The 26,197-nt window shown below is 69.2% G+C and carries 33 protein-coding genes; 16 read left to right on the top strand and 17 right to left on the bottom strand.

The genetic code is table 11. The features are described from left to right. The gene (locus ACZ45C_RS11070) at positions 1 to 972 is read left to right on the top strand and encodes a phosphoadenosine phosphosulfate reductase family protein (RefSeq protein ID WP_460562649.1); all 972 of its coding nucleotides are present in this window, start codon (positions 1 to 3) and stop codon (positions 970 to 972) included. Between the two features lie 118 nt (positions 973 to 1,090). Further along, entirely contained in the window at positions 1,091 to 1,591 is a 501-nt protein-coding gene (locus ACZ45C_RS11065) for a metal-dependent hydrolase (protein WP_460562650.1), read from the top strand. A gap of 102 nt (positions 1,592 to 1,693) precedes the next feature. Here ACZ45C_RS11065 and ACZ45C_RS11060 read toward each other — a convergent pair whose 3' ends face one another. Further along, positions 1,694 to 2,485, bottom strand: coding sequence for a PHP-associated domain-containing protein (locus ACZ45C_RS11060; protein WP_460562651.1), 792 nt, complete (start codon positions 2,483 to 2,485; stop codon positions 1,694 to 1,696). Positions 2,486 to 2,633: 148 nt separating this feature from the next. On the opposite strand from ACZ45C_RS11060, the gene ACZ45C_RS11055 reads away from it, so the two are divergent. Further along, complete coding sequence (locus tag ACZ45C_RS11055; RefSeq protein ID WP_460562652.1) at positions 2,634 to 2,930, top strand: DUF7565 family protein; 297 nt, start codon at positions 2,634 to 2,636, stop codon at positions 2,928 to 2,930. Positions 2,931 to 2,949: 19 nt separating this feature from the next. On the opposite strand, the gene rocF is transcribed toward ACZ45C_RS11055, so the two are convergent. Then, positions 2,950 to 3,855: an arginase gene (gene rocF / locus ACZ45C_RS11050; protein ID WP_460562653.1), complete on the bottom strand. Its 906-nt coding sequence runs from the start codon at positions 3,853 to 3,855 to the stop codon at positions 2,950 to 2,952. Between the two features lie 29 nt (positions 3,856 to 3,884). Here rocF and ACZ45C_RS11045 point away from each other — a divergent pair, with 29 nt between their 5' ends. The 3 genes from ACZ45C_RS11045 (at position 3,885) to ACZ45C_RS11035 (ending at position 4,859) form a co-directional block, all read left to right on the top strand. After that, positions 3,885 to 4,007 carry a hypothetical protein gene (locus ACZ45C_RS11045; RefSeq protein ID WP_460562654.1) on the top strand — a complete coding sequence of 41 codons (123 nt, stop codon included), beginning with the start codon at positions 3,885 to 3,887 and terminating at the stop codon, positions 4,005 to 4,007. Further along, positions 4,004 to 4,258: a hypothetical protein gene (locus ACZ45C_RS11040; RefSeq protein ID WP_460562655.1), complete on the top strand. Its 255-nt coding sequence runs from the start codon at positions 4,004 to 4,006 to the stop codon at positions 4,256 to 4,258. The genes ACZ45C_RS11045 and ACZ45C_RS11040 overlap by 4 nt, the downstream gene beginning before the upstream one ends. A gap of 67 nt (positions 4,259 to 4,325) precedes the next feature. After that, positions 4,326 to 4,859 (top strand): Rrf2 family transcriptional regulator, encoded by a 534-nt coding sequence (locus tag ACZ45C_RS11035; RefSeq protein WP_460562656.1) that lies wholly within the window; start codon positions 4,326 to 4,328, stop codon positions 4,857 to 4,859. A 219-nt stretch (positions 4,860 to 5,078) separates the two neighbouring features. On the opposite strand, the gene ACZ45C_RS11030 is transcribed toward ACZ45C_RS11035, so the two are convergent. The 6 genes from ACZ45C_RS11030 to ACZ45C_RS11005 form a co-directional block, all read right to left on the bottom strand. After that, positions 5,079 to 6,260 carry an NAD(P)/FAD-dependent oxidoreductase gene (locus ACZ45C_RS11030; RefSeq protein ID WP_460562657.1) on the bottom strand — a complete coding sequence of 394 codons (1,182 nt, stop codon included), beginning with the start codon at positions 6,258 to 6,260 and terminating at the stop codon, positions 5,079 to 5,081. Positions 6,261 to 6,318: 58 nt separating this feature from the next. Then, complete coding sequence (locus ACZ45C_RS11025; RefSeq protein ID WP_460562658.1) at positions 6,319 to 7,161, bottom strand: nucleoside phosphorylase; 843 nt, start codon at positions 7,159 to 7,161, stop codon at positions 6,319 to 6,321. Between the two features lie 131 nt (positions 7,162 to 7,292). Then, positions 7,293 to 7,697 carry a cytidine deaminase gene (gene cdd / locus ACZ45C_RS11020; protein ID WP_460562659.1) on the bottom strand — a complete coding sequence of 135 codons (405 nt, stop codon included), beginning with the start codon at positions 7,695 to 7,697 and terminating at the stop codon, positions 7,293 to 7,295. 69 nt (positions 7,698 to 7,766) lie between these two features. Then, positions 7,767 to 8,375, bottom strand: coding sequence for a trimeric intracellular cation channel family protein (locus ACZ45C_RS11015; protein ID WP_460562708.1), 609 nt, complete (start codon positions 8,373 to 8,375; stop codon positions 7,767 to 7,769). A gap of 130 nt (positions 8,376 to 8,505) precedes the next feature. After that, complete coding sequence (locus ACZ45C_RS11010; protein WP_460562660.1) at positions 8,506 to 9,096, bottom strand: GNAT family N-acetyltransferase; 591 nt, start codon at positions 9,094 to 9,096, stop codon at positions 8,506 to 8,508. 62 nt (positions 9,097 to 9,158) lie between these two features. Beyond that, on the bottom strand, positions 9,159 to 10,394 hold the full coding sequence (locus ACZ45C_RS11005; protein WP_460562661.1) for a pyridoxal-phosphate dependent enzyme: 1,236 nt from the start codon (positions 10,392 to 10,394) through the stop codon (positions 9,159 to 9,161). A 160-nt stretch (positions 10,395 to 10,554) separates the two neighbouring features. On the opposite strand from ACZ45C_RS11005, the gene ACZ45C_RS11000 reads away from it, so the two are divergent. Then, complete coding sequence (locus ACZ45C_RS11000) at positions 10,555 to 11,478, top strand: Vms1/Ankzf1 family peptidyl-tRNA hydrolase (protein ID WP_460562662.1); 924 nt, start codon at positions 10,555 to 10,557, stop codon at positions 11,476 to 11,478. Positions 11,479 to 11,533: 55 nt separating this feature from the next. On the opposite strand, the gene ACZ45C_RS10995 is transcribed toward ACZ45C_RS11000, so the two are convergent. Genes ACZ45C_RS10995 through ACZ45C_RS10985 form a run of 3 tightly spaced genes read right to left on the bottom strand, consistent with a single transcriptional unit; the run spans position 11,534 to position 13,284 of the window. Next, complete coding sequence (locus tag ACZ45C_RS10995) at positions 11,534 to 11,929, bottom strand: rhodanese-like domain-containing protein (protein WP_460562663.1); 396 nt, start codon at positions 11,927 to 11,929, stop codon at positions 11,534 to 11,536. Then, positions 11,929 to 12,255 carry a cupin domain-containing protein gene (locus ACZ45C_RS10990; protein ID WP_460562664.1) on the bottom strand — a complete coding sequence of 109 codons (327 nt, stop codon included), beginning with the start codon at positions 12,253 to 12,255 and terminating at the stop codon, positions 11,929 to 11,931. The genes ACZ45C_RS10995 and ACZ45C_RS10990 overlap by 1 nt, the downstream gene beginning before the upstream one ends. 30 nt (positions 12,256 to 12,285) lie before the next feature. Further along, positions 12,286 to 13,284, bottom strand: coding sequence for an alpha/beta fold hydrolase (locus tag ACZ45C_RS10985; protein ID WP_460562665.1), 999 nt, complete (start codon positions 13,282 to 13,284; stop codon positions 12,286 to 12,288). 329 nt (positions 13,285 to 13,613) lie between these two features. Here ACZ45C_RS10985 and ACZ45C_RS10980 point away from each other — a divergent pair, with 329 nt between their 5' ends. The 3 genes from ACZ45C_RS10980 (at position 13,614) to ACZ45C_RS10970 (ending at position 16,381) form a co-directional block, all read left to right on the top strand. Next, positions 13,614 to 15,188 carry a sulfatase gene (locus tag ACZ45C_RS10980; RefSeq protein WP_460562666.1) on the top strand — a complete coding sequence of 525 codons (1,575 nt, stop codon included), beginning with the start codon at positions 13,614 to 13,616 and terminating at the stop codon, positions 15,186 to 15,188. Continuing rightward, positions 15,188 to 15,610, top strand: a complete 423-nt coding sequence (locus ACZ45C_RS10975; RefSeq protein ID WP_460562667.1) for a GtrA family protein — start codon at positions 15,188 to 15,190, stop codon at positions 15,608 to 15,610. The genes ACZ45C_RS10980 and ACZ45C_RS10975 overlap by 1 nt, the downstream gene beginning before the upstream one ends. A gap of 63 nt (positions 15,611 to 15,673) precedes the next feature. Then, positions 15,674 to 16,381 (top strand): DUF2270 domain-containing protein, encoded by a 708-nt coding sequence (locus ACZ45C_RS10970; RefSeq protein ID WP_460562668.1) that lies wholly within the window; start codon positions 15,674 to 15,676, stop codon positions 16,379 to 16,381. Positions 16,382 to 16,430: 49 nt separating this feature from the next. On the opposite strand, the gene ACZ45C_RS10965 is transcribed toward ACZ45C_RS10970, so the two are convergent. Continuing rightward, positions 16,431 to 17,132 (bottom strand): TVP38/TMEM64 family protein, encoded by a 702-nt coding sequence (locus ACZ45C_RS10965; RefSeq protein ID WP_460562669.1) that lies wholly within the window; start codon positions 17,130 to 17,132, stop codon positions 16,431 to 16,433. 160 nt (positions 17,133 to 17,292) lie between these two features. On the opposite strand from ACZ45C_RS10965, the gene ACZ45C_RS10960 reads away from it, so the two are divergent. Then, positions 17,293 to 17,634, top strand: coding sequence for a 4a-hydroxytetrahydrobiopterin dehydratase (locus ACZ45C_RS10960; protein WP_460562670.1), 342 nt, complete (start codon positions 17,293 to 17,295; stop codon positions 17,632 to 17,634). 100 nt (positions 17,635 to 17,734) lie between these two features. After that, complete coding sequence (locus ACZ45C_RS10955) at positions 17,735 to 18,217, top strand: hypothetical protein (RefSeq protein ID WP_460562671.1); 483 nt, start codon at positions 17,735 to 17,737, stop codon at positions 18,215 to 18,217. Between the two features lie 39 nt (positions 18,218 to 18,256). Here the strand turns inward: ACZ45C_RS10955 and ACZ45C_RS10950 are convergent, their stop codons facing one another. From ACZ45C_RS10950 to ACZ45C_RS10940, 3 genes are all read right to left on the bottom strand, one after another. Then, positions 18,257 to 19,195, bottom strand: a complete 939-nt coding sequence (locus tag ACZ45C_RS10950; RefSeq protein ID WP_460562672.1) for an ATPase — start codon at positions 19,193 to 19,195, stop codon at positions 18,257 to 18,259. Further along, positions 19,192 to 19,515 (bottom strand): DUF5827 family protein, encoded by a 324-nt coding sequence (locus tag ACZ45C_RS10945; protein ID WP_460562673.1) that lies wholly within the window; start codon positions 19,513 to 19,515, stop codon positions 19,192 to 19,194. The genes ACZ45C_RS10950 and ACZ45C_RS10945 overlap by 4 nt, the downstream gene beginning before the upstream one ends. Before the next feature lie 74 nt (positions 19,516 to 19,589). After that, positions 19,590 to 20,741: a KaiC domain-containing protein gene (locus ACZ45C_RS10940; RefSeq protein ID WP_460562674.1), complete on the bottom strand. Its 1,152-nt coding sequence runs from the start codon at positions 20,739 to 20,741 to the stop codon at positions 19,590 to 19,592. Between the two features lie 168 nt (positions 20,742 to 20,909). Here ACZ45C_RS10940 and ACZ45C_RS10935 point away from each other — a divergent pair, with 168 nt between their 5' ends. Continuing rightward, positions 20,910 to 21,734 (top strand): NAD(+)/NADH kinase, encoded by an 825-nt coding sequence (locus ACZ45C_RS10935; RefSeq protein ID WP_460562675.1) that lies wholly within the window; start codon positions 20,910 to 20,912, stop codon positions 21,732 to 21,734. Positions 21,735 to 21,786: 52 nt separating this feature from the next. After that, the gene (locus ACZ45C_RS10930) at positions 21,787 to 22,470 is read left to right on the top strand and encodes a TVP38/TMEM64 family protein (protein WP_460562676.1); all 684 of its coding nucleotides are present in this window, start codon (positions 21,787 to 21,789) and stop codon (positions 22,468 to 22,470) included. 287 nt (positions 22,471 to 22,757) lie between these two features. On the opposite strand, the gene ACZ45C_RS10925 is transcribed toward ACZ45C_RS10930, so the two are convergent. Further along, on the bottom strand, positions 22,758 to 23,447 hold the full coding sequence (locus ACZ45C_RS10925; RefSeq protein WP_460562677.1) for a DUF4382 domain-containing protein: 690 nt from the start codon (positions 23,445 to 23,447) through the stop codon (positions 22,758 to 22,760). 1 nt (position 23,448) lies between these two features. Then, positions 23,449 to 23,760, bottom strand: a complete 312-nt coding sequence (locus ACZ45C_RS10920; protein WP_460562678.1) for a hypothetical protein — start codon at positions 23,758 to 23,760, stop codon at positions 23,449 to 23,451. 358 nt (positions 23,761 to 24,118) lie between these two features. Here ACZ45C_RS10920 and pth2 point away from each other — a divergent pair, with 358 nt between their 5' ends. Both pth2 and truD read left to right on the top strand, forming a co-directional pair. Beyond that, positions 24,119 to 24,457 carry a peptidyl-tRNA hydrolase Pth2 gene (gene pth2, locus ACZ45C_RS10915; protein ID WP_460562679.1) on the top strand — a complete coding sequence of 113 codons (339 nt, stop codon included), beginning with the start codon at positions 24,119 to 24,121 and terminating at the stop codon, positions 24,455 to 24,457. A gap of 3 nt (positions 24,458 to 24,460) precedes the next feature. Then, positions 24,461 to 26,047: a tRNA pseudouridine(13) synthase TruD gene (gene truD / locus ACZ45C_RS10910; protein WP_460562680.1), complete on the top strand. Its 1,587-nt coding sequence runs from the start codon at positions 24,461 to 24,463 to the stop codon at positions 26,045 to 26,047. Positions 26,048 to 26,197: the final 150 nt, after the last annotated feature.

Below are 26,197 nucleotides of genomic sequence, written 5' to 3'. Positions count from 1 at the left end.
ATGAGCGATGACTTCCCGGCGAGCGTCGACGTCGACTACGCGGACGGCGAGGGTGAGGACCCGTCTGACTACCCGTCTCTGCAGCACAAAATCGAGAAGGCGATCGAGGTCACGCGCCGCGGGTTAGAGCAGTACGACAACCCGGCCGTGATGTGGACGGGCGGGAAGGACTCCACGCTGACGCTGTACTTCATCAACCAAGTGGCCGAGGAGTACGGCTACGAGAAGCCGACCGCGGTGTTCATCGACCACTACCAACACTTCGACGACATCACGGACTTCGTCGAGCACTGGGCCGACGAGTGGGATATCGAGCTGGTGTACGCGCGCAACGACGACGTGGGCGCGTACGTCGACGAGCACGGGTTAGAGCCGGGCGACGACATTCCCGTCGACGCGCTCTCCGAGCACAACCAGCACCACATCCGCGAGATTCTGGAGTTCGAGGAGGAGACGTTCCCGTTCCTGCTCGACACCTATGTGGGCAACCACCTGCTGAAGACGGTCGCGCTCAACGACGCTTTAGAAGAGTACGACATCGACGGCGTGATCTCGGGAGTTCGCTGGGACGAACAGGAGGCCCGCGCCGACGAGACGTTCTTCTCGCCGCGACACGACCCCGACCTGTTCCCGCCGCACGACCGCATCCAGCCCATCCTGCAGTTCGCCGAGGCCGACGTGTGGGAGGCGTTCTGGGGGTACGTGGTGCCGGACACCGTCGAGGCGTTCCCGGACGAGGGGTACGTCCCGCAGGCCGACGACGACCTGCCGGAGGGCGTCACGCAGGAAGACATCCCTATCTCGCCGAAGTACTTCGCCGGGTTCCGCTCGCTCGGCAGCGAAGTCAGCACGGAGAAGACGACCGAGGAGCCCGCGTGGCTCCAGAACCTCGAAGACACGACCGAACGCGCCGGCCGCGCCCAGGACAAAGAAGACCTGATGGAGCGCCTGCGCGACCTCGGCTACATGTAACTTCGCGATCGAGTCGAGACACGTCACCGGTGGGCGGGACCGGCCACGACCGCCGACGTGACCGCCCCTGACGGATCCGATCCGGTGGCTTCACTTACGGTCCCGCCGACCGCGGGATATGAACAAACGCGGCCACGTTCTCAACGCCCTCTTGCTCGCGCTCGGACTCGGAGTCGTTATCGAACCCGGACTCGACGCGGCCACGGTACGGACCACCGCCCAGATCACCGTTCCGATCGTGTTGGGCGCGCTGTTCCCCGACGTCGACACCGCCTTCGGTCGCCACCGCAAAACGCTCCACAGCCTGCCCGTCCTCGGGATTTTCCTCGCGTATCCGCTCGTCTTCGGGAACCTCCAGTACGTCTGGATCGGCGTGGTGACACACTACGTGCTCGACGTGGTCGGGAGCAGGCGCGGCATCGCGCTGTTCCACCCGCTGTCGGACGCGGAGTACGGACTGCCGTCGGGCGTGACGACGAGCAGCAAGTACGCCGACCTCGTCACCGTGATCGTCACCGCGGTCGAACTCGCGATCTTCTGGGCGCTCCACACCTACGTGGTCACCCTCGATCTCGATCTGTCGGCCGCCTCCGAGGCCGCGGCCGGGCTCGGACTCTGATCGATCGAATCGGTCCATCGGTCGAAGTGGCTCCCCAGTCGAAGTGACTCCCCAGTCGAAGTAACTCACCGACGACGAGCGTTCCGGGTCGCCCAACCTACCTCATTTCGGGCGGTAATCGGACAGCGTGCCGGAGTAGACGCTCACGTCGGTGAACCGTCCCTCGTAGGCGACGTTCGTCGGGAGCGTCGGCTCGTCTCCGGACAGGAACAGTCGGTCGAGTTTCTCCCACGTGTTCTCGTACGCGAGGTGCGCGAACTCGACGAACCCGCGGAGCTGATGTGCCGCTCCGCCGCGGTGCACCACCGTCCGCGACAGCCCGGTGCGGAAGGCGTCGACGATATCGTCAACGCCGTCGAGGGCCGCCTCGAACTCGGTCCACGCCTCGCCGACAGTGCCGCGCAGGTGGGCGTACGACGAGCCGAACCCCGGCTGGCCCGTCGCCTCTGCGATCCGCCGAGTTCGCGCGTTCTGATGCGGGAGCAGCTTCGTGTTGTACGTCTCCACCGCGGCGAGCCTGTCGGCGTGGGCGGCGATCTCCGGCCGGGTGAGCGAGATGGTCGCGAACCCGGGATGCGGAACGAGCACGGCCGCGTCCTGTCTCTCGAACTCGGCCATCGCCGCCTCGAAGGTGATGTAATCGGGGACGGGCTCGGATAAGCCGATCGCGAGGACGTGTCGGCGGTTCCCCCAGTCGCCGGTGAACACCTCCCTCGCGGGAACGACGGTGAGGTCGTCGTCGGAGTACCGAGCCGCGCGGTCTCGGATCGTCGGCAGGCGGGTGAAGTGCGGCGCGTACACGAGCGCGTCGATCCCTCGCTCCTTCGCGAGGGTCGCGACGTCGTCGTCGAGCACCTTCACGTGTGCGTCGACGCGCGTTCTCGGTCTGGTCACGAGTGAAGGATGAGTATCACCGAGCAAAGGCGTATCGTTCGACGGCCATCCGATGCCGACCGCGCCGCGGTCGCGTCCGCCGCCGACGAGGGCGGTAGCCAGCCGTCGGGGGAAACGGTTAATCCCCCTCGGCGGCGACCACATGGGTATGCCCCGCTGGACGTGCGGCATCGACGGCTGCGACGCCGCCTTCGACGACGTGGAATCGGCCATCGTCCACCAGACGAACGGCCACCAGCGCCACGAGTGTAAGGTGTGCGGAACGATCGTCCCCGACGGCTACTTCGCGATCCGACACGTGTTCGACGAGCACACCCGCGCCGAGTTCGTCCGAGCGTACGACGCCGATTCCGCTGCCGTCCGCCGCCGCGAGGAGATCAAACGCGACATCGAAGGAGAGGCCGATCTCCAGAGCGTCATCGAGCAGTTGGACCACACGAAGTGAGTCGACCCGTTTCCGACGCTCACAGCACCCGCTTTCCGAACGCGCTCGCCGCGAGTTCCGTCGCGAGCGCAGCCGTCTCGTTGTGCTGATCGAGCGTGGGATTCACCTCGACGAGTTCCATCGACCGGAGGGAATCCGTCTCGTCGACGATCTCCATCGCGCTGTGGGCCTCTCGGTAGGTGACGCCGCCGCGGACGGGCGTCCCCACTCCGGGAGCCTCGTTGGGGTCGAGCCAGTCGAGATCGAGGCTGACGTGGACCCCGTCGACGCCCGCGGCGGCCGTCGCCATCGCCTCCTCGGCGACGTCCGTGATCCCTCGTTCGTCGATGTCGGACATCGTGTAAACCGAGAACTCGCGCTCGCGGAGGAGGTCAGCCTCCGCGCCGTCGACGGAGCGCAGCCCGACGAGCGCGACGTTCTCCGGCGAGAGGCGGGGCGCGTTCGCCCACTCGATGTCGGCGAACGCGCCGATCCCGAGCGCGGCCGCGAGCGGCATCCCGTGAACGTTCCCCGAGGGCGTTGTCTCCGGCGTGTTGAGGTCGGCGTGAGCGTCGAACCACACCGCGCCGATATCGGCGTCTCGCGCCGATCCGACGAGCGAACCGATCGCGATCGAGTGGTCGCCGCCGAGCGCGAGCGGCACGTTTCCGGCGGCGAGCGTTTCGCTCACCTCCTCGGCGAGGCGGCTGCAGACGTCCGCCGTCTCGCGAAGGAACTTCGCGTTCCACTCGCTCGGGGCGTCCGCGTCCGGGTCTCGCTCCTCTGCGCGCGGAACCGCGAGATCCCCGGCGTCGACCGGTTCGACCCCCGCGCTCGCCAACTGGTCGGCGAGTCCGGCGTACCGGATGGCGGACGGTCCCATGTCGACGCCGCGTCGGTTCGCGCCGTAGTCGGTCGGCGCGCCGATGATCCTGACTGTAGACATACCCACACGCGGGACGTGCCGCCGCTTGAATGGCCGGGTTCGACGGGCGAAACGAGGTCGCCGAGAGCGCGATCGTCGACGTGGCGACCGTCGAGTCCGGTCTCACCGAACCGCCCATCGTTTTCATTCTGCGCGCCGAACTCGGAGTATGAGCGATTCCGGAGGGAGTTCCGCCGACCCCGGTCCCGCCGAGTTCGACCCGACCGATATCGATCCGTCGACTATCACCCCGATAGCGGGGCTGATCGTCGTCGCGTTCACCGGGGCCGTGATCGGACTCGTCGGGGCCGCGGCGTCGCTGTTCGCCGCTGACCTCGGACTGGCGCTCGTCGGCGTCGGCGTCGTGGTCGCGCTGTCGAGTCCGATCGCGTACCTCCGGCTCCGCAGACGGCGGAAACGCTAGTGCAGCGTACGGGTTTTTATAACGGGGTTCCATCGCATTTAAGCGGGACCGACCTGTATTCGCTCGTATGTCATCGATCGAACTCACGTCGAGTCAGAAGAGCATCCTCTCGGCTCTCATCAACCTGTACGGGGAACAGGAAGACGCCGTCAAGGGCGAAGCGATCGCCGAGGAGGTCGACCGTAACCCTGGGACGATCCGCAACCAGATGCAGAGCCTGAAAGCCCTCCAGCTGGTCGAGGGTGTACCGGGACCGAAAGGCGGCTACAAGCCCACTTCGAACGCGTACGAGGCGCTCGACATCCAGCGGATGGACGAGCCCGCAGACGTACCGATCTTCCACGAGGGCGAGGAGCTGACCGGCGTCAACGTCGACGGGATCGACCTCTCCAGCGTCCACCACCCGGAGCTGTGTCGCGCCGAGATCCACGTGCAGGGATCCGTCCGCGAGTTCCACGACGGCGACTCCGTCACCGTCGGCCCGACGCCGCTCTCGAAGCTCGTCATCGACGGCACCGTCGACGGGAAAGACGACACGGCGAATATCCTCATCCTCCGCATCGACGACATGCGCGCGCCGGACGAGCCCGCCGAACACTGATCGCGGAGCGAGACATCTCCCTGCCGAACGCGACTCCAAGTTCATCGACCGCACGCGTGTGAGCACGCGTTGAGACCCTCTCGTTTCGGCAGTTCCAGACGCACAGCGCATGCTCGTCGTTCGCCGACGAACCCGTCGCTCGTCCGCTTCCGTGAACGCACACGCCGCAAAAAGTCGGCCCGCGTCGCGCGGTCTGCCGCTCGCGTTATTTCCTTCCGATCACATGTCGCCGAACGCGCTGACGCCGCGTCCGGTCGAGGAGACCTTGGCGATCCAGCGCGTGGCGATGGCCTTCTTGAGGAGCTTCGCGGGCGTGCCGCCGAACGTCTTTATCGGCATCCCCATCACGTCGTGTGCGACGGCCTCCTCGCCGACGGAGATGACGGTGCCTTTGTCCTCGTGGGTCCACGACTTGAGGGGCGCGCCGCGGGCGGCGCGCGCGAGGTTCTCGCCGGCGACCTCTGCGGCCTGCCAGGCGGCCTGCGCGGTCGGCGGGGCCACGTCGTCGTCGCCCTGCTCGACTAACGCGGTGTCGCCGATGGCGAACACGCGGTCGTCGCTGGTGGTGAAATCGGAGCCGGCGTGGACGCGGTGTGACCGCTCGTCCTTCTCGACGTCGACGTCTTCGATCTCCGGCTGCCCGGTGATGCCGCCGGTCCAGATCAGCACGTCGTACCCCAGTTCCTCGGGCTCTTCGTCCTCGCCGCCGCCGAGGTAGACGGCGTCCTCGTCGGCCTTCGAGATGAAGTCGCCGGTGAGGATCTCGATGTCGGCGTCTTCGATCCGCTGACGGAGAGCGCCCTGGATCTGCGGGTCGTTGCCGGGGAAGATCTCGTCGAGTCCCTCGACCAGTTTGATCTCTATCGGCGCGCGGTGTTTATCGCGGTACTCGGCGATCTCGCCGGCGGTCTGGATGCCCGAGAGACCCGCACCGCCGACGATGACTTCGACCGGATCGGAACGCGTCGCCTCCGCGGCGGCCGAGCGGACGTCCTCGTGGATCGCCTTCGCGTCGTCGAGGCCCTTCAGCTGGTGGGCGTTCTCTTCTAGTCCCTCGATGCCGAAGAAGGCCGTCGTCGAGCCGACGGCCAGGAGGAGGTAATCGTAGTCGACCGTCGTTCCGTCGTCGGTTTCGACGACGCGCTCGTCGACGTCGACGTCGACGACGCGGCCCTGCACGAACTCCGACTCGGGCGATTTGATCTCGTCGACCGGGATCGAGATCTTGTCTTCGACCGCAGGGGTGCGGATCGCGCGGTGGACCTCGTGGAGCACGAGGTGGTAGTCGTGTTCCGAGATCCACGTGAGTTCGGCCTCGCCCTCGCCGACCTCGTCCTCGAACGCCTTCACCGCGCCTGCGCCGGCGTACCCGGACCCGACGACGACGATCTGTGTAGTCATGCCCGCCAGTCCGGCGCGCGCGGGTAAAGTCGCTTTGGAACGGTCGCGATTCGATCGACTACAGCGAAAGTCCGGCGTGCCAGCGGTCCGCGCCGGCCTCGCGTTTGACCGCGTCCATGCGCGCGAGGAGTTTCACCGCGAGACTCGCGGTCTCGGCCGCGCGCGACTCGCCCTCGGTCCGGAACTCGCCGGTGATCCGGTTGGCGTAGACGGAGCAGACCGCGCCCGCGCGGAGCCCGTAGACGCTCGCGATAGTGAGGATCGCCGACGCCTCCATCTCGATGTTCTTCACGTTCGCGTCCCGCAGCTCCGCGACCAGCGTGTCCGAGCCGGCCGCCTCGAACCCCTCGAAGCCGGGGCGGCCCTGTCCGGCGTAAAAGGAATCGGCACTCATCGTGACGCCGGTGTGATACTCGTGCCCGAGCCGCTCGGCGGCGGCGACGAGCGCGGAGACGACCTCGCCGTCGGCCGCGGCCGGGTAGTCCTCCCGGACGTACTCGTCGCTCGTCCCCTCCTGTCTGACCGCGCCGGTCGTGATAACGAGGTCTCCGACCTCCATGCCCGGCTGGATCGCGCCGCACGAGCCGACGCGAACGAAGGTATCGACGCCGACGCGCGCGAGTTCCTCGACGGCGATGGCGGCGGAGGGCGAGCCGATCCCGGTGGACGTCACGGATATCGATGTGCCGTCGTAGCTGCCGGTCGCGGTGCGGTACTCGCGGTGGCGTGCGACCTCCTCGGCCTCGTCCCACAGCGCGGTTATCTTGTCGACGCGTTCGGGGTTGCCCGGGAGGAGGACGGCGTCGGCGACGTCGTCCGGTCCCACCTCGACGTGGTACTGCACCTCGTCGGCGGGATCGTCGCTGTCGCCGGTCGCGTCCGCGGCGGTCTCGTCGGTCATGTCCTCGACCTTCGGAGAGGCGTTTAAAAGCAGTTCCGCCTCGCATGGCGACTGAAACGGCTGGTTGGGATTGGTACGCGATCGGTCGCGGCTCGTCACGGCTCGTCGCCGGAGCGCTGATCTCTCGTCTGTCAGGCCTCCCGCGCGTCGTCGAGCGTTCCCTCGTGTATCGTGTTCGGCAGCAGCTCGCCGAGGGCGTACTCGCTGGTCTCGCCGTCGCCCTCGTCACAGACGACGACGAGGTCGGCGGCGGCGAACTCGGTGAGCGTCTGTCGGCACATCCCGCAGGGCGTGACGCCGTCGCGAACCCCGGAGGAGACGGCGATCCGATCGAACTCTCGGTGGCCGTTCTTCACCGCCTCCGCGACGGCGACCTCCTCGGCGTGGAGGCTGTTGGAGTAGTTGGCGTTCTCGATGTTACAGCCCGTATACACGGCGCCGTCGGCGGTCCGAAGCGCGGCACCGACGCGGTACTCTGAGTACGGGACGTGCGCGTCGCGGAGCGCGTCGCGGGCGGCCGCGATCAGGTCGTCCATGTGGTGGTGAGTCGGGCGGTACGGCGATAACTCTGCCGTCCGTCGGCGGACGGGAGCCGATCGAGTAGGTCACCGGCTCGCGAGCCCCAACGCCTGTATCGTCGGGAGTTCCCAGCCGTACGCGACCGCGGCCAGCCGCGTCCCGACGGTCACCGCCGCACACGCCGCGGCGGCGGTGCTCCCCGGAAGCCCGGCGGCTGCCACGAGCCAGTACGCCCCGCCGCCCAACACCGCGCAGCTCGCGTAGAAGTCGTCGAAGAGGATGAACGGGGACCGGTCGAGGAGGATATCGGCGAACGCGCCGCCGCCGACCGCGTTGATCGTCGCGACGGCGACGACGCCAAACGCCGACACGCCAGCGCCGGTCGCGACGATCGCCCCGGTCGTGGCGAACGCGCCGAGGCCGATCGCGTCCGAGACGACCGTTATCGGATGGGTGTCCGGCGACGCGAGCACGACGCGCAGTGCGACCGCGAAGCCGACGCCGAGCAGTCCGATCCCGATCTCGATCGGCGACTGCAACGCCAGCGGCACGCGCGTCACGAGGAGGTCGCGCGTGACGCCCCCGACGAACGCCATGGCGAGCCCGACGACCGCGACGCCGAACAGGTCGAACTCCTCGCGGATCGCCTTGGTCGATCCGACGAGCGCGAACGCGATCAGGCCGATCGTGTTCATCACGGCGAACGGGTCGCCGAACAGCACCGCGGTGAGATCCGTCGTCACTGGCCGTAGCTCCGGGGACCGGCGTATTGAAGGCTGTGTTCGGCGTCGGCGGGGACGGTCGGCTGTCGCGACCCCGCCCGCCTCACCGACCGGTGTCGTACTTGTAGGTGGCCGAGTCGGGGTCGATCCCGAAGTCCTCCGGCGACTCCACCGCGTCGTCGTCCGCGGTGTCTGCCGGCTCGGCGGCCTTGAACGCCTCCCGGAACCGGTCCGGCATCTCGAAGTCCTCGACCGGGAGTCGCAGGCCGACGACCCCGCCGCCGAGGAACTCCCGCTTCTCCGTCAGCCGGTCGGAGAGCGCGGGCGGGAGTTCGTCGGTGTCGACGCGCTCGAAGCCGAACTGCGTCAGGTACTCGGGCTGGTCGGTGAGCACGTACACCGTCTCGAACCCCTCGGCGTCGGCGGTGTCGACGAGCCGCTCGACCACGTGCGCGCCGACGCCGCGGCCGCGCCACTCGGGGAGCACGCCGATACCCGTGAGTTCGATCCGGTCCGCCTCGTCGTCGTCACCGCGGTGGAGCCGGAGTCGACCGAACCCCGCGCGGTCGCCCGAGTCCTGATCGACCGCGATCACGTAGTCCCGCGATCGGAAGGCCACGTCGTCGAGTCCGAGCCGCTCGATCGCGTCCAGTAACCACGCCTCGTCACGGTTCTTGGCGTCGCGGACGTACATACTCGAACGTATGCGGGATGACGTAAAAACGGTTCCCCGCGCCGGCCCGCGCCGATCGGTACTTAAATTCCCTGGCCCATCAGGTGGCTGCGTAACACGTCCGGTGTCTTGAGTCCCGCGTCGCTGTTGACGAGGACGACCGTCTCCGTTCCGTCGAAGAACCCGTCCTCGGCGAGCGCCCACGCGCCGGCGGGCGCGGCACCGCCGGTCGCGCCCATCTCCATCACCTCGTTCTGGGCGACCGCCACCGCGCTCGCGAGCACATCCTCGTCTTCGACGGCGACCGCCGTCCCGCCGCTCTCCCGGACCGCCTCGACCGCGGCCGCCCCGCCAGCCGGGTCGGCGATCTCCAGCTCGCCGCAGATCGTGTCGGGCGTCTCCCACGGTTCCGGCTCGTCGAGGTCGCGCTCGATCGCGGCCGCGATCGGCGCGCAGCCGGCCGCCTGCGCGGCGACTATCTTCGGGACTCCGTCGATCGCGCCGACCCGCTCCAGCTCGCGGAATCCCTTGTACACGCCGGCGAGAACCTCGCCGGTACCGGTCGGGACGACGACGACGTCGGGGGCCTCGCCGAGGTCCGCGACGAGTTCGAACGCGAGCGTCTTCACCCCGTCGTGGCGGTACGGCGTCGCGAACTCGCCGAGGTCGGTGTACTCCGTCTCCAGCTGGTCGTCGACCGCCCCTGCGGCGTCCGGGAACCGCCCGCCGACCACGCGCATGTCGCCGCCGTGGACGTTCGTCATCGCCTTGTTCGAGAACGCGCAGCGCGAGGGGACGAACGCGTACGACCGGAGATCCGCTCGGCCCGCGTACGCCGCCATCGACTGCCCGGCGTTCCCGGGGCTCGCGCACGCGAGCGGCTCCACGTCCGCGCCCGCTGCCGCCCGCCCCGCGACGGCGGTGAGCGCGACGGAGAGCCCGCGGTCGAGCACGGTGCCGGTGGGATTCCGTCCCTCGTCTTTGACGTACACCGCGCCGACGTCGAGCTCGTCGGCGAGCCGCTCGGTCGGTACGAGCGGCGTCGCTCCCTCGCCCGCCGAGAGCGCCTCGTCGGCCGGGAACGGGAGCAGGGCGTCGAAGCGCCAGTGGCCGCGACCGACTCCGTCGGGGCCGTCGCGCGCCGCCGCCAGCAGCGTCTCGGGGTCGACCGCGTCATAGTCGTAGGCGGGGTCGAGCCCCCGCGCCTGCTCGTCGTCCGGAACGGTCGTCGGGTCGGCCGTCTCGTGGACGCGTCCCGACGCGCGGCTCTCCAGCCCGCGGAACGCGCTCGTGGTCTCGGTCGGCTCCGTCGGATCCATACGCGCCCTTTCCACGGCGTCGACTAATCGCTTCCCTCTCGGCGGTGCGGCGCCGCGGGGACGCCCCCGGCCGGAACCGCGCGAGCGCGGTCGAGACTCCGCTCGGTGCGTCGCCCCTGACGGACGCACCTTTTAGGTCGTCGGGCGTCCCGAACTCGGTATGATAGACCGGCTGCTCGGTCGCGCCGAGCTCAAAGAGCGGATCGCGGAGCTCGAAGAGGCGAACCGCCACCTCGAACGCCGCGCCGAGGCCGAAGAGGAGCGGCGCTCCGACGCCGTCGCCGACCGCCAGCGCGCCGAAGAGCGCGTCAACGAACTCGAACACCGGATCGAATCGCTGGAAGAGCGGTTGGAGCGAACCGGCGGAGACGAGGCCGCCGTCGACTTCCGGCGCGTGAGCGACGCTCGCGGCGCGCGCCTCGACGACGCGCTCGACCGGCTCCGCGCGGTGGAAAGCGACGACCGCGAGGGGCTCCTCACGGCGTTCGTCCCCGACGGTAACGCCGTCCCGGAGAGCGTCTCAGACTGGTTCGGGGACCGGACCGCGCTGGTGCGGCGGGCCGCCCCGGCCGTGGTGCTCGCCGACGACACGGGCGCGGTGAGCGCCGCGATCACGCCGCCCATCGAGCCGGCGGCCTTCGACCGGTGGGACGACCGGTTCCGGCTGGAACCGCCGTGGTTCCGACCGACCGGGCGAGTCGTCTTCGCGGTGGTCCGCTCCGACACCTTCGGGCTCGGCGTGTACGAGGACGGCGAGCGCGTCGACTTCGAGGGGTTCACCTCCGAGGTGAAGTCGGCACACTCGAAGGGAGGGTTCTCTCAGGGTCGGTTCGAGCGCCGCCGCGAAGGTCAGATCGACGAGCACCTCGACGACGCGACCGACGCGATCGCGGCGCACGCGGACGGGAGTGCAAACGGCGCACGCGACGTCGACCGAGTCGTCGTCGTCGGCGAACGAAGCGTCCTCGGTCGGGTCCGCGAGCACGCCGACGTCACCGACGTCTCCGACGCGACGGGAAGTCCGAAAGAGGCTCTCGAAGACGCGTTCCGCGATTTCTGGACCGCGCGGGTCCACGCGATCTGAACGCGTTTGGCGGGAAAAGGACGCTCCGGGCGGGTGAGAAGGCGCGTTTAGCGAGTCAGAAGGGCGCGTCGGGGCCCTCGTCGGTGCCGTCACCACGAGTGTCGTCGTCGGTGTCCTCGCTCGACGTGGCGACGAGTTCGCCGCCGCTTCCCTCCCAGGCCTCGATCCCGCCGCGGAGGCTCTCGACGCGCGCGTCCTGCGCGTCGGCGTAGCTCCCGATCAGCCGTGCGGCCTGCTGGCTGGCGATCCCGTGGGGACAGACGGTGACGATACGCGATGCGCCCGCGAGCTCCGCGATCCGGGTCGACAGCTCCGGGAAGGGGAGACACTCGCTGCCGGGGATGTGTCCCCGGTCGAACGCCCGCCGGTCGCGGATGTCGACTATCCGGGTCTCCCGCCGCTCGGCCTCGGGCAGCGAGGCGAGGTCGTCGGGGTCGATCTCGGCAACCATCAGGGGAGCGGACAGAGGCTCGCCGTGACCACGGCGCGCTCATCGGTCTCGTTTCGGAGCCCGTGTGCGACGCCGCGTTCGTTCGAGACCACCGCGGGGGCCGCGAGTGGTTCGGCGTCGTCACCCCGGATCACGGTCGGTTCTCCTTCGATCACGTGGAAGACGTTCGTCGCGTCGGCATGTTCGTGCGGGTCGATCGCGGCGTCTGGGCCGAGGACGAACGCCTTCACGAGCACGTCGTCGGTGACGACCAACTCGGCCGTCTGGACCGCGCCCGGCTCCGGACGCAAGTCGTCGACGGCGTCGGCGTATCGGTCAAGCGTCATGGCCGTCAGTCTGCGGCGACGACACCTAAATCATTCGCGCGCGCCGGGCGGCAGCGGGTCGGCGTGGTCGGCGATCGCCTCGGCGACGCGGTGCGGCTCCTCGTGGACGACCCAGTGGGTCGCCGTCTCCAGCGTGAGGAGCCGGCCGTCGGCGCAGTGCTCGACGCTCCGCCCAGCCATCCGTCTAGCGAGAAACCGGTCGTTCGCGCCCCAGATCACGAGCGTCGGGACCTCGACCGCGGTCCGTTCGGGCGAGGGGCGCTCGCGGGCGATCGCCCGGTACCAGTTCACCATCGCCTCGAACGCGCCGTCGCGGCCCCACGCCCGGCGGTACCGCCTGAAGTCCTCGTCGTCGAAGGTACCGGGCGAACTCGACTCGCGGAGACCGCGCACGGCGAGCCGCCAGTTCCCGGCGCGGGCGACGGCCTCGGGCACCCTCGGAAGCTGGAACGCGAGGACGTACCAGCTCTTGAGCCGCTGGTCCCACGAGCCGCGAAGCTCGCGCTCGAAGACGGTCGGGTGCGGGACGTTGACCGCGACGAACTCCGAGACGCGCTCGGCGTGGTGGAGCGCGATCCACCACCCGACGGCTGCGCCCCAGTCGTGGCCGGCGACCGCCGCGGTCTCGCGCCCGTACGCGTCAATGAGTCCGACGATGTCTCGGGCGAGTTCACCGATCCGGTACTGGCGAACGGTGGGCGGCTTCTCGGAGCAGTTGTACCCGCGCTGGTCCGGGACGACGACTCGGTAGCCCGCGTTCGCGAGCGTCGCGAGCGTCTCGTGCCACCCGTACCAGAACTCGGGGAACCCGTGCAGCAAGACGAGGAGCTTCCCGTCTTCGGGCCCGGCCTCGACGGCGTGAAGCCGGACGCCGTTCGTCTCCACAGCGCGCGACTCGCCGGGGACCCCGTCCGGAATCTCGTCCCGCGGGACCGCCTCGTCGAGGGCGTCGACGCCGCCGACGCGGGAGTCGTCGCCGACGCGGGAGTCTTCGCCCCCGTCGCTCGGTTCGGTTCCGGGTTTTCGCATACCCGATCGTCGGCCGCCAGCGGCAAATAGCTACGTTCGGCCCCGGACCGTCCCCGTCCGTGCAATCGAAATCCTCAAGCCGCTGGCAGCCGCTCCTCCGGGTAGACCAGCGATTCTGACGCTCGGCCCGGATGGGGAGGGGACGCCGCCCGCCGCGGTGGAAACAGACCGCGACGGATCGGTACGAGACGGATCGGAGGAGATCGAACGCGCCTGGCGTAGATCGGACCGGCTCAGCCGGCCGTTCGAACCGGATCGACTCAGATCCGCGGACGCTCATTCGGATCGCCCGATGTCTCGGCGGCGTCGGAACGCGCAGATCGCACATCATGGCATCGAACACGTCATCACCGGACGGGACAGCACCGGACGAAACGAACGGCTCGGTACCCGACGCCACCTCCGACGACGCGCGATCGGAGTCGGAAACTGCGCCCACGGAAGCGCCCGGATCGGAACCGGCCACGACGGACATCTCGAACGTTCTGCTCGTCACGATCGACTCGCTCCGGTCGGACGCGATCGCGCCGTACGACCCCGATCGCCACTCACCGGTTTTACAGAGCCTCGCCGACGGCGGCACCGTGTTCGACCACGCCTTCGCGACCGGCAACTGGACGCCCTTCTCGTTCCCCTCAATACTCGCTTCCGAGCCCGTCTTCGCACGCAACGGCGACATCGGCGTCCGGGGTGCCGAGACGCTCGCGTCGGTGCTCTCCGACGCCGGGTTCGCGACCGGGGGCTTCAACGCCGCGAACGGATTTCTCACCTCTCACTGGGGGTATCCGGAGGGGTTCGACGAGTTCGAGCCGTTCGTCACGAGCGTCGGCTCCAGTCGGTACAGCCGGTACCTCGCGGCGCACCCGACCGTCGAGGCGTGGATCCAACTCGCGACCTCGCCGATTCGGCGGCTCGGATCGAAGCTCCGCGGCGACAGCGACGACCGCCCGTTCCTCGACGCCTCTCGGATGTTCGACGTGGAAGACGCCGCGACGGAGTTCATCGACGACACCGATGACCAGTTCTTCCTGTGGGTCCACTACATGGACACCCACACGCCGTACGTGCCCGCGCCGCGGTACATCCGAGAGGTGTCCGACGGGCTCGTGGGGACACACCGCATGCTGCACGCGCACACCCGGACGAGCCTCGGCTGGGAGGTCGGCGAGCGAACGCTCAGCGAGCTGCGGACGCTGTATCAGGCGACGGTGCGACAGGTCGACGCCAGCGTCGGGCGGTTGCTCGACGCCCTCGACGCGGCCGGCATCGCCGACGAGACCGCGATTGTCGTCGCGGGCGACCACGGCGAGGAGTTCCAAGAACACGGCCACCTCGCACACTACCCCAAGCTGTACGACGAGCTGATCTCCGTCCCCCTCATCGTGAACGCCCCCGGTGCGGACGGCGGGCGGCGCGTCACGGAGCACGTCGGGCTCGACGCCATCCCGCCGACCGTGGCCGACCTCTTGGACGTCGACGCGCCGGCCGACTGGCGCGGCGAGTCGGTCGCGCCGAGCGTCCGCGGCGAGGGAGACCCCGACGGCGACCCGGTCGTCTCTGTGACGGTGCGGGGCGAGGAGGTGACCGAACAGCCGATCCCGCGGTCGATGGCCGACGGCGACCTACTCGTCAGCGTGCGCGACGCCGAGTGGACGTACATCGAGAACGTAGACGAGGACACGGTAGAGCTGTATCACCGACCGTCCGACCCCACACAGCAGACGGACCTGTCCACCGATCCGAGCGACGAACAGCGGGCAGTCATCGAGCGCTTCGCGCCGGTCGCCGCCGAACACGCCGCGGAACTCCGGGACCGCGAGGCGGAGGCCGCGGCGGCGGGCGACGACGGAGACGAGGTCGACGCCGACCTCGAGGCCCGACTCGGGGCGCTCGGGTATCGGTGATGTTACGGGCGATCCTCCGCGACCTCACGAGCGGACCGATCGCCGTCCAACTCCGTCGGTTCGTCGTCGTCGGCGCGGTCACGGCCGGCATCCAGATGGCCCTCCTGTGGGCGTTCGTCGACGCCGGGGGACTGAACTACCTGATCGGTGCGACGATCGCCATCGAGATCACGATCGTGTTGTCGTACGTGTTCAACAACGCGTGGACGTTTCGGGCGAGCCAGAACACGGGGGCCTCCGAGTACCTCACCGGGCTTCTCAAGACCAACCTCGTGCGCGGCACCGCGATCCCAATCCAGCTCGCCGTGCTCTTCGCGCTCGTCGAGTGGGCCGGAATCATGTATCTCTTCGGGAACGCCGTCGCCATCCTCGTCAGCGGAATCTACCGCTTCGTCCTCGATTCCCTCTGGACGTGGGGATAACGCCCCGTACCGTCTCGGTGCGCGGCACGCACGTTTACGAGTCTGGTGGCCGTACGAGACTGCATGTCGGACTCGACCGCGGACTTCGATCCGGAAGCGCCGGAGGAGCGCGAGGTGGCGGGCGAGGCGGCGGGCGATCGCTCCGATTTCCTCGCGCTCATGGGGCACACGTACCGCGGCGAACTGGGACGGACGACGTCGTGGCGGACCCGGATCGATCGGACGACGAACTGGGCCGTCGTGTTGGTGGCGACGCTTCTCACCTGGGCCTTCTCGGGAGGCTCGCGGCCGCACTACGTCCTGCTCGTCGGGGTCGCGATGGTGACCGTGTTCCTGGGAATCGAGGCCCGCCGCTACCGCGTGTACGACATCTGGCGCTCTCGAGTGCGGCTGCTCGAAGAGAACGTGTTCGCGAACGCGCTGGATCCAGAGGGCGTCAAGCAGCGCAACTGGCGCGAACTTCTCAGCGAGGACCTCCGCGAGCCGACGGTGAAAACGCCCCTGATCGAGGCGGTGTCGCGCCGGCTTCAGCGCGTCTACTTCGCGCTGATCTCCGTGCTGATCGGGTCGTGGGTCGTCAGGCTGACGGTGTTCGCGGAGTCGTCGACCGGTGTGGTCGAGACGGCGACGGTGGGACAGCTGTCGGGCGGCGTCGTTCTCGCGAGCGTCGCGTTGTACTACGCCGTCGCGCTCGGGCTCACGTTCTGGCCGGGACGCCGGCGAGCCAAGGGAGAACTGCAGTCGCGCTCCGGCAGAGACGAGTGGAAGTGACCGCTAGCGAGAGGATCCGTCGGCCGACGGGACGGTCCGGTCGGACCGGTCAAAACGGGAGCCGCGGTTCGAGGCGCGCGACGAGGTCCCGCACGGTCTCCTGTTTGTAATAGCCGATGACGGAGGCGAGGACGACGAGCGCGATGAGCACGAGCGCCAATCGGAACCGCCCGACTGCCAGTTGACCGCCGGCGTACACGGTGATCACGTACGCCGGCAGGCGGCCGACGCTGATGACGGCGATGAACGTCCGGAGCCGCCACTTGGTGAGTCCGCTCAGGAAACAGATCGCGTCGTCGGGGAGTCCGGGGATCACGACGAACGCGAACAGCCCAGGGAGTCCCACGGTGTCGACGAAGCCGTCGAACCGGTCGATCACGTCCTCGTGGAGCACGTCCTCGACGAACGAACGGCCGTAGCGCTTGGCGAGCGAGAAGGCGACGGCGCTGCCGATCAGGACGCCGGTGAGGCTGTAGACGGTGCCCGCGACGGGACCGAAGAGGTACCCCGCGACGAGCGCGACGACCTGCCCCGGGATCGGAGCGACGACAACCTGGAGCGCCTGTATCAGGATAAATACGAGCGGGGCGAGCACCCCGAACTGACGGAGCCACGTGCGGAGCGCCTCTTGGTTTGTGAGGAACGTCGCGTACTCGCGGACGAACAGGTAGAGGGCGAGGAACCCGACCGCGACTCCGATCAGCGCGAGGAGTCCTCGACGACGGTCCGACGCCGAGGCGAAGAGTTGCATCCACGGTACCCACCGTCACGGGTCGTCTTGAAACTTGCCAAACGGAGAGTGGTGAACAGGTAGATCGCGACCGCGTGGTGGCAGATCGCGACCGCGTGGTAGCAGTATCACACCCGCCGCGTGCGGAAGGTACAAGCCGCTCGTCGCCCAACCATGTCCCATGTCATCGCCGCTCGCGGACGAGCCGGTTGAACCGCCCGAGGAGGGAGCCGAACCGCTGTCCGAGTCGGCGCGCGCCGAGTATCTCGACGCGCTCGGCGACGCGTGGGAGGTCGTCGACGGCCACCACCTCGAAGCGACGTACGAGTTCGACGACTTCGCGGCGGCGCTCGCGTTCACGAACGAGATCGGCGAACTCGCCGAGGCGGAGTGGCACCACCCCGACATCCACCTCTCGTGGGGGGAAGTCGGCGTCGAGATGTGGAGCCACGACATCGACGGGCTCGCCAAGTCCGACTTCGTGATGGCGGCGCGGATGGATCGGATATACGCGGACGAGTGACCTCGGCGGCGCACACGCCGTCGCTGTCGCGTCCGGCCGCGGCATATGAGAGCGGTGACAACGGACGGGTTTAAAACCCTCCCGGCGAAACTGGAGTGCAATGAGTGCGAACGTCTTTCTGGTCCCGATCGATCCAGAGAACTTCGATCGAACGGTCCGGTCCGCGGTCGATCTCACTGAGTACGACGACCACCCCGACGCTCTGAACGACGTCGACGAAGTCCGCCTGTGGGCCGTCGACGACGACAGCGGCAACGGTTCGACGTTCGATCGGATGGAGTCCGGCGACCTCCTGTTGTTCTACCACGACGACGAGTACGTCGCGACCGGCCGCGTCGGCACGACGTTCGCGGACGACGACCGCTGGGTCAGCGGCACGTTCTGGACCGCGTTCCCGACGACCCGCGTGTACACCGTCACCGACTTCGCGTCCGTTGCCGCCCCCAAGCGCGCCGTCAACGCGCTATTCGACTACTCCAAGTCGTACACCCCCGGATTCATGCGCGTCGCGGACAGCCGGGTGACCGCGGATCTCTCGTCGATCGAATCAGCGATAGACCACTACACGAAGCGGAACGCGTAACGCGAGTCGTCCACGACCGCGGCTCGATTCTTCGAGCGTTCACACCGCCTCGAACAGCGCCTCGTAGGCCGACGCGTACGCCGACGCCACTCTGTTCGGATCGCCGTGTTCCTCGCCGCCGAGCGCCGGCAGGTCGACGGTCGCGAGCGCATCGATCATCTCCGTCACCGCCCCCGTGTGCTCCTCGCGCGTCCCCTCGCGAGGACTCCCCGACGCCACAGCCCGGGCCTTCGCGTATCGGTCCCCGGCGAAGATTCTCGCTCGGCCGGGATCGACGACCGCGACCGCGTCGGGGGCGGGCCCGTCGAGCGGGAGGGGGCCGGCGATGTCCGCGTACGACTCGACGACGACGGGGACGCCGTCCGCTGCGGTCGCCGCGACCCGCTCCGCGAGGCGATCGAAGGCCGGGAGGTACGCGGCCGCCATCACGTCGTTGAACTCGGCCACGCTCTCGACGCGGGTCGCGTCCGCGATCGGGAGCCGGTTCGCGAGTCCGTCCGGGAGGAGTCCCGCCGACTCGGCGGCCCCGTTGACGACGAACTGGGAGTCCGCCTCGCGCGGGGCGCCGTCTGGTGTACGGTCGGTCGCCGCGGGCTCGGTCACCCGGTCGCAGAGGAACGTGCGGTCGGCGTCGCCGAGCATCCCGGTCCGTCCGGGCGTCGGCCGCCACAGCCGGTGGACCGGGTTGATCGATTCGGGCGTGATCACGGCGGGACCGTCCGCGAGCGGTCGCGTGCTCGCGGCGGCGAGCCGGCGGGCGTCTTTCCCGTAGAGCCGCCCTGACTCCGTGGCGATCCGGTAGTCGTCGTGATCGAACCAGTGATCGTTGCCGGCGCGGGGCTTGACGCCGACGGCGTCGCCGACTCGGTCGGCGAGCGCGCGCACGAGGCCGGTCGAGAACGTCGTCTTGCCCGCGTCGACGCGCGCACCGCCCGCGACGAGCAGTATCGGCGCGCCGTCGGTTCGCTCCCCGTTCACGACCCGGCGGACGCGTCGTCGTCTGTCATCGATCCGGAAGACGACTCGGCGGCGACCGGATCGAGGCCGTAGTACCCGGGACCGTCCTCGGCCAGCGGCTCGGCGATCACCATGTCGTCGGCGTGGCTCATCACCCACGGGATCGCCCAGTCGATCAGCACCGCTTCGGTGTCCGGGTCGACGTCGGCGTCCGGCTCCAGCCCTTGGAGGAGCCGGCCGATCTCCGGAATCGTATACATGAGGTCGGGATCGAACAGCTCCGCGGGCTCGTAGAACTCACACGGGAACGTCTCTTCGAACGACTCCTTCGGTTCGGGCATGCGCGGGGTTACGCCCGCGGCGCCGTAAACGGTGCCGATACGTCGGCGGCGAGCCACGAGCCGCGTGCGCCGCGTCAGAAGATGTTCGCCTGATCGTACACGGAGATGCCGCCGTCCGTGATGTCATACGGCTTCGTCTCTCGGGAGTGGTTCGCGTCGCGGATCTTCTGAATCTCGACCGCGAGGCGGGTCTCGCGGGAGTCCGATCCCCGGACGTACTGCAACACGAACACCGCGTCGGTCAGGTACTCGACGATACCGTGGCGGGAGGCGTACGGCGACTCCTCGCTCGCCTCGGAGGTGAGAAGCGTCGTCACGCCGGCCTCCTTCAGCGACCGGGTGAACCCGAACACCTCAGATCGGCGCTTCGACGGGTGATCGTACATCATCTCCAGCAGGGACACGGAGTCGAGCACCAGCCGATCGGCGTCGAACTTGGCGATGAGCCTGGTGAGGTCGTTCCGGATGGACGCGAGCGAGTTTGCCATCTCGATCGGGTCGATGGCGACGACCGCGAGCCGGCCGTCGTCCGCGTGCTCCTCGAAGGACCACCCCTTCTCGGCCGCCGTCGACAGGATCGACTCGCGAGTCTGTTCGAGGGTGATGTACACCCCCTTGCCGTCGGCCTCGAGCGTCTCGTTGAGAAACTGGAGCGCAAACGTCGTCTTTCCGGTTCCCGCACCCCCGATCACCGAGATCAGTGACCGGGCCGGAACCCCGCCGAGGATCATCTCGTCGAGTCCCTCGATCCCCACGTCGACCCGCGGGATCGCCGACTCGAACTCGTCCGGGTCAACGTCGAACTCCGCGGGATCGGACGCGTCTCTCGCACCCGAGCTGCTCCTCTCGCCCGGTCCGCCCGCACCGCCTTCGCCGTCATCGAAGTTCGCGAATCCGAACTCGTCGTCCGGCGAGGGTGCAGTCCCCCTGTACCCGCCGAACGGGTCCGCATCTTCCTCCTCGTCTCCGTCCGCCTTCTGCACCCCGCCGAACGGGTCCGCGTCTCCCCCCTCGTCTCCGTCCGCCTTCCGGACTCCGCCGAACGGATCGTCTTCGCCTTTCGGACCCCCTCTGTCCGCGTCGCGATCGGACGTCCCCTCAGACCGGGTTTCACCGCCGTCGCTGTCAGATCCCCCGTCTCCGGCGTCGGCGGGATCGTCGTCGCTGTCGGACTCTCCGTCGAGATCGCGGAGCGCGCGCTCGAACCAGTCGTCCTCCTCGCTCATCGTTCCAGTCGGCCGTGAGGGGTCGACATGTGACGAGCAACGAGGGCGGGCGGCTTGAAACTTTCCGGGAACGCCGAGTCATCCGACGAGTCGGTACGCGACGGGGAGTGAGCCGCAGCGGCGAGCGATGTCCGCACCCTTTTGTCCGCTCGGGGGAATAGGTGGCGCATGGATGTGGGCATCGTGGCGCGAAAGGGGAGCGAGCGGGCGGTCGCGGTCGCCGCCGATCTCAGAGACGCGGTCGCCGCGACCGGGGCGTCCGTCTGGGTCGACACGGAGACCGCGGACGCGCTCGGGACGGGGACCGGTCGGTCGGTCGAGGCGCTCGCCGACTGTGATCTCGCCGTCGCCGTCGGCGGCGACGGGACGTTCCTCTTCGCCGCGCGCAACGCCGGCGACACGCCGATCGTCGGGATCAACCTCGGCGAGGTGGGGTTCCTCAACGCGGTGTCCCCCTCGAACGCCACCGAGGCGGTCCTCGACGAGGTAGCGGCGTTCGGCCGGGACGAGATGGACGTTCGCGAGGTGCCGCGGCTCGCCGCCCGGTCGGGCGGCTGGACCTCGGTTCCCGCGGCGAACGAGATCGTGGTCCAGGGCGAACGCCGCGGACCGGGAGCCGGGATCGACTACGCCGTCCACGTCGACGGCGCTCGGTACTCGGGCGGCCACGCGGACGGCCTCCTCGTCGCCACGCCGACCGGCTCGACCGCCTACAACCTCTCCGAGCGGGGCCCGCTCGTCCACCCGAGCGTGAGCGGCCTCGTCGTCACCGAGATGGTCGCCGACGAGGGGATGCCGCCGCTCGTGACCGACATCGATTCGACGGTCACCGTGTCGGTGGAAGGCGTCGACGAGACCGTCGTCGTCAGCGACGGCCGAAACGCGACCGCCCTCGACGCGCCCGCCGAGGTGACCGTCGAGCGGACGACCCCACCGATGCGGATCGCGGGGCCGCCGTCGGACTTCTTCGAGGCGCTCGGCAAGCTCTCGTGAGCCCGGCGAGCGAGCCACAAAGCGTTTATCGTCCGGACGGAGACCACACCTCGTGACTCGTCGGTCCGCCGTCGCCGGATACGCTCTCGCCACCGTCGCGGTCGCGGCCGCCGTCGCCGTCGCGTGGATCGCGTCGCCGTCGGCGGTCACCGGACCGCTGACCCGGCTGGCGGACCGACCGCTGTGGTTCGCCGTCGCGCTCGTGGGCCTCGCCGCGGTCCGACCGGTTCTAGCGTGGCCGACGACGCTGCTCTCGGCCGCGGCCGGCTTCGGCTACGGGTGGCTCGGTGTGCCGGTCGGCGTCGCGCTCGTGACGGCGACCGCGCTGCCGCCGTACGGGCTCTCTCGCACCGGCTGGACGAGCGCCCCCGGCGGCGGTCGCGTGGCGGGCGCGATCGCCCGCGTCTGTGACGCCGGCGAGAATCTCACCGCGGTCGCGGGGAGCGTGCGCACAGTGGCCGCGGCGCGGTTGCTTCCGCTGCCCTCCGACGCCGTCTCACTGGGTGCCGGCGTCTCTGGCGTGCCGCTCCGCCCCTTCCTGCTCGGCACCGCGATCGGCGAACTGCCGTGGGTGCTCCTCGGCGTCGCCGTCGGAGCCTCGCTTGACCGGCTGGCCGCCGGCGACCTCTCGGTCGTCGATCCGGCCGCGCTCGTCGCGATGGCGAGCGTGGGAGTGCTGCTGCTCGCCGGTCCGGTGTATCGAACGCTCAACGAAGAGCCCGCGGCGACGGCGTAACCGTCGCGAGCGTGACGACCGCGCGTCGAACTGGCGGGTCGTCGCGGGTCTGATGGGACGGTCGACCGTCTGACGCAGCGGCCTGCGTCTCGGTCGAACCGAATCGTGTGCCTCCGATCGGGACCGATGCGAGCGTGCATTCCCCCGGTCCCCAGATCCCGGGACCGCTCCCAGCCCTAACCCCGAAGCCGCTCTCGAACCGGGCCACGCGGTGGCCCGAACGAACGCGACTTCAACGGGGGACCGAGGGTTTGCACGCCGTTCCCGCTAGCTCCGTACCGTTGTCGTTAGCTGTCTCCGTCGTCGCCGTCGGTCTCGTCGCCGTAGGAGACTTCGATCCCGCTCGGCACGGGACGGAGGAGGTACGAGCCGGTGCCGCGGCGGACGGGCGCGAAGTCCGCGGTAAAGCCCGTCCGCGTGTTCTCGCGCACCTCGAACTGTTGGTTGAACGTGAGCGGGGCGCTCCCCGGCCGATCGACGGTCGCCTCGTCGCCGCCGGAGAGCGTCCCCTCCACGTTCGAGACGTCGAGCTGGAGGAACTGGTAGGTGCCGACCGACAGCTCTCGCTCGTCGATGAGCTGCGTCTCGCCGCCCTGTAGCCGGACGAGATCCGCCTCCTGCGGCTCGTCGAACTCCAGGTACTCGCGGCCGGACGGTTCGGTTCCGTCGCCTCCGTCGTCCGTCTGATTCTCGTTTCCGTCGTCTGTACTGTCCGCGTCGTCACCACTCGCGTCGTCGGTCTGGGTTCCGGAAGCGCCGCTTTCCGCCCCCTCGGGACCGAGCCAGATCCCCTCGATGGTGACCACGAGCGACTCGAAGTCGCCGATGTCCGCCGGTTGGTCGGTCACTCGGGTCGCTAACGTCCCGGTCGCCGTACCGACACAGCCGGCGAGGCCGACGGTCGCGAGCGCGGCGGCACCGGTAGTCTGCAGATAGCGTCGCCTTCCGAGCGCGCAGTCGGTGGATCGGTCGGACACGCTAGGATCCTCCGTTCTCGGGAGCCGCGTCGCCGGCAACGTCGCTCACGGCGTCACCGAGAGTGTCGATGTCGCCGGAGAGGAAGTCGGTGACGTCCCCGAGGATATCACCGACGAAGTCGGGAGCCGGACTCGGCAGTTCGCTCGGCGGGCCGGCGTCCGCGCTCTCCGCCACTCCGTCCCCGGGCCCGTCGTTGGAAGCGAGCCCGTCGTCGGGGCCGGGTGCTGCGGAGACGGCACCGGCCGCCACACCGGCTCCGATCAGCACCGTCACGACGAGCGCCGCGATCAGCGTCGTTCGGTCAGCGTTCATGGGTGCCTCCAGATCGGAGCGCTACCGACTTCAATACCGTAATCCGTTCAACCGATTTTCGCCCAGTTAACTCGGTTTATCGGCTCGGAAGCGGGTCATCGCGGCGAACTCGCGGATCGGACACGAGTGGATTCCCTGCGGTCGCGTCGAACGCAGAGCGTCCCGTCGACGATCGCGCCGATCCCCGCTTCGCACGTCCCCCGGTTCGTGTGGCACGCCGACCGGGCGGGCGTTCGGCGTCGTCCCGTACGACCTGCTCGTCGAGTGAGCCGAAACCCTCGGATCGGCCGAGATATCCCCACTCCGGGAGCGCGGTCGAGAGACAAGCGCTAAACCCACGGCGGCGGTGCGAACGGGTATGAAACAGGCGATCGTCGCTCGGACGGACATCGGCATGGGCCAGGGGAAACTCGCCGCCCAGGTCGCGCACGCGTCGCTGTCGGCGTACCAGGACGCCGGCAGACGCGCCCGCAAGAAGTGGCAGGGAGAGGGACAGAAGAAGGTCGTGCTCAAGGGTGACTCCGAGAGTCAGCTGTTCGCGCTGGCCGACAAGGCCGACACGGAGGGACTACCGTACGCGATCGTCCGCGACGCCGGCCACACGCAACTGGAGCCCGGAACCGTCACCGCGCTCGCGGTCGGGCCGGGCCGGGACGAACTGGTCGACCGCGTGACCGGCGACCTCTCGCTGTACTGACCGATGGAGGACCAGCACTCGGGCGACGACGCCTCGTCGATCGACCGCCGCGAGGGCCACCCGATCGAGCGCGCGGTCGGCATGGACTACTACGTCAGCGCCGGAGACGGGATCGGGGGGCGGCTCCGCGAGTCGCCAGACGACTTCCGCGTGCGGGAACTGGAGGCGTTCGAGCCGGAGCCGCTCGACGCCGACCCCGGAAGCTATCCCGAACTCGTGGTCCGGGTCACCCTCCGCAACTGGGACACGAACGACTTCGCGCGACGCGTCTCCAACGCGCTTCAGATCAGTCGCGAACGGGTCTCGTGGGCGGGGACGAAGGACAAGCGCGCCGTCACGACCCAGTTGTTCACGCTCCGCGGCGTCGACCCTGCGGACCTCCCCGAGATTCGCGGCGCGGAGATCGACGTCCTCGGACGCGCCGGCCGCGGGCTCACCTTCGGCGATCTCGCCGGCAACGCCTTCGATATCCGCGTCGCCGACGCGGTCGAAGACGCCCCCGAACGAGTGACTGACGTGGTTCGGGAACTCCGGGCGTTCGCGGACGGCGACGGGCACGACGGCGCGGGCACCGAAGCCGACGCCACGGCGGGGTCGCCTGACGACGACGCGCTCGTCGACGGCGCGTCCGTCGGCGTCCCCAACTACTTCGGCCAGCAGCGGTTCGGAAGCAGGCGACCCGTCACTCACCGCGTCGGACTCGCGATCGTTCGGAACGACCCGCGCGAGGCGGTCCGGCTGTACGCCGGAAACCCGGCTCCGGCGGAGCCGGACGACACGCGAGCCGCTCGCGGTCGAGTCGACGCCGCGTTCGGCGTCGGCGACGCGGGGGGCGACGCAACCGGCGAGACTTCGAACGAGACCGATGCCAGCGGGGAGATCGCGAGCGGAACCGATGGCGGAGACGACAGAGCCGAGGACACGGGCGACGGAGACTGGGCGGCCTGTCTCGATGAAATCCCGCGGAAGCTCCGGTTCGAGCGCTCGATGATCCACCGGCTCGCGGACCGGGACGTCTCCCCCGACGCTCCGCGCGATCACGGCGACTGGTGGCACGCGCTGGAGGCCGTCCCGTCGAACCTCCAGCGGCTGTTCGTCAACGCCGCGCAGTCGGCCCTGTTCAACCGGATCGTGAGCGAGCGTCTCCGGCGGGGGATACCCTTCGACCGCCCCGTCGCCGGCGACGTGGTCTGTTTCGCCGACCTCGACGCCCCCGACGAGCTGTACGCGCCCGACGCGGACCGGCTCCAGCGCGTCGACGCCGACCGCGTGTCCGTGGTCACCCGACACTGCGAACGCGGGCGGGCGTTCGTCACCGCGCCCCTCGTCGGCACCGACACCGAACTCGGCGACGGAGAGCCCGGAGCGATCGAGCACGAGGTGCTCGACGACGCCGGCATCGAACCCGCTGACTTCGACCTGCCGGGGGACTTCGACTCGGCCGGGACGCGGCGGGCGGTCCTCCTCCGCTCCGACCTCGACGTGACGATGGACGACGGCGACCCGCGGTTCGCGTTCGCGCTCCCGAGCGGGTCGTACGCGACCGTGCTGCTCCGCGAGTTCACGAAGGCCGGCCCGCTCGACGAGTGAGACCGGGCACTCCCGCCCGGCGCTGTGCCGGCGGATCGATCGAGAGCGCGTCCGACGTACGAGCAACATCGATCCATGGATTCGCATCGAATGAAGATCTGCGTGCCGCAAACGAACACGGTTCTGTGGCCCGTTCCGAGTCGTTTTTGT

It is taken from the genome of Halorubrum pallidum (assembly GCF_055380345.1).
The sequence above is the reverse complement of the archived record's forward strand: the minus strand, read 5'-3'. Positions and strand labels throughout refer to the sequence as shown.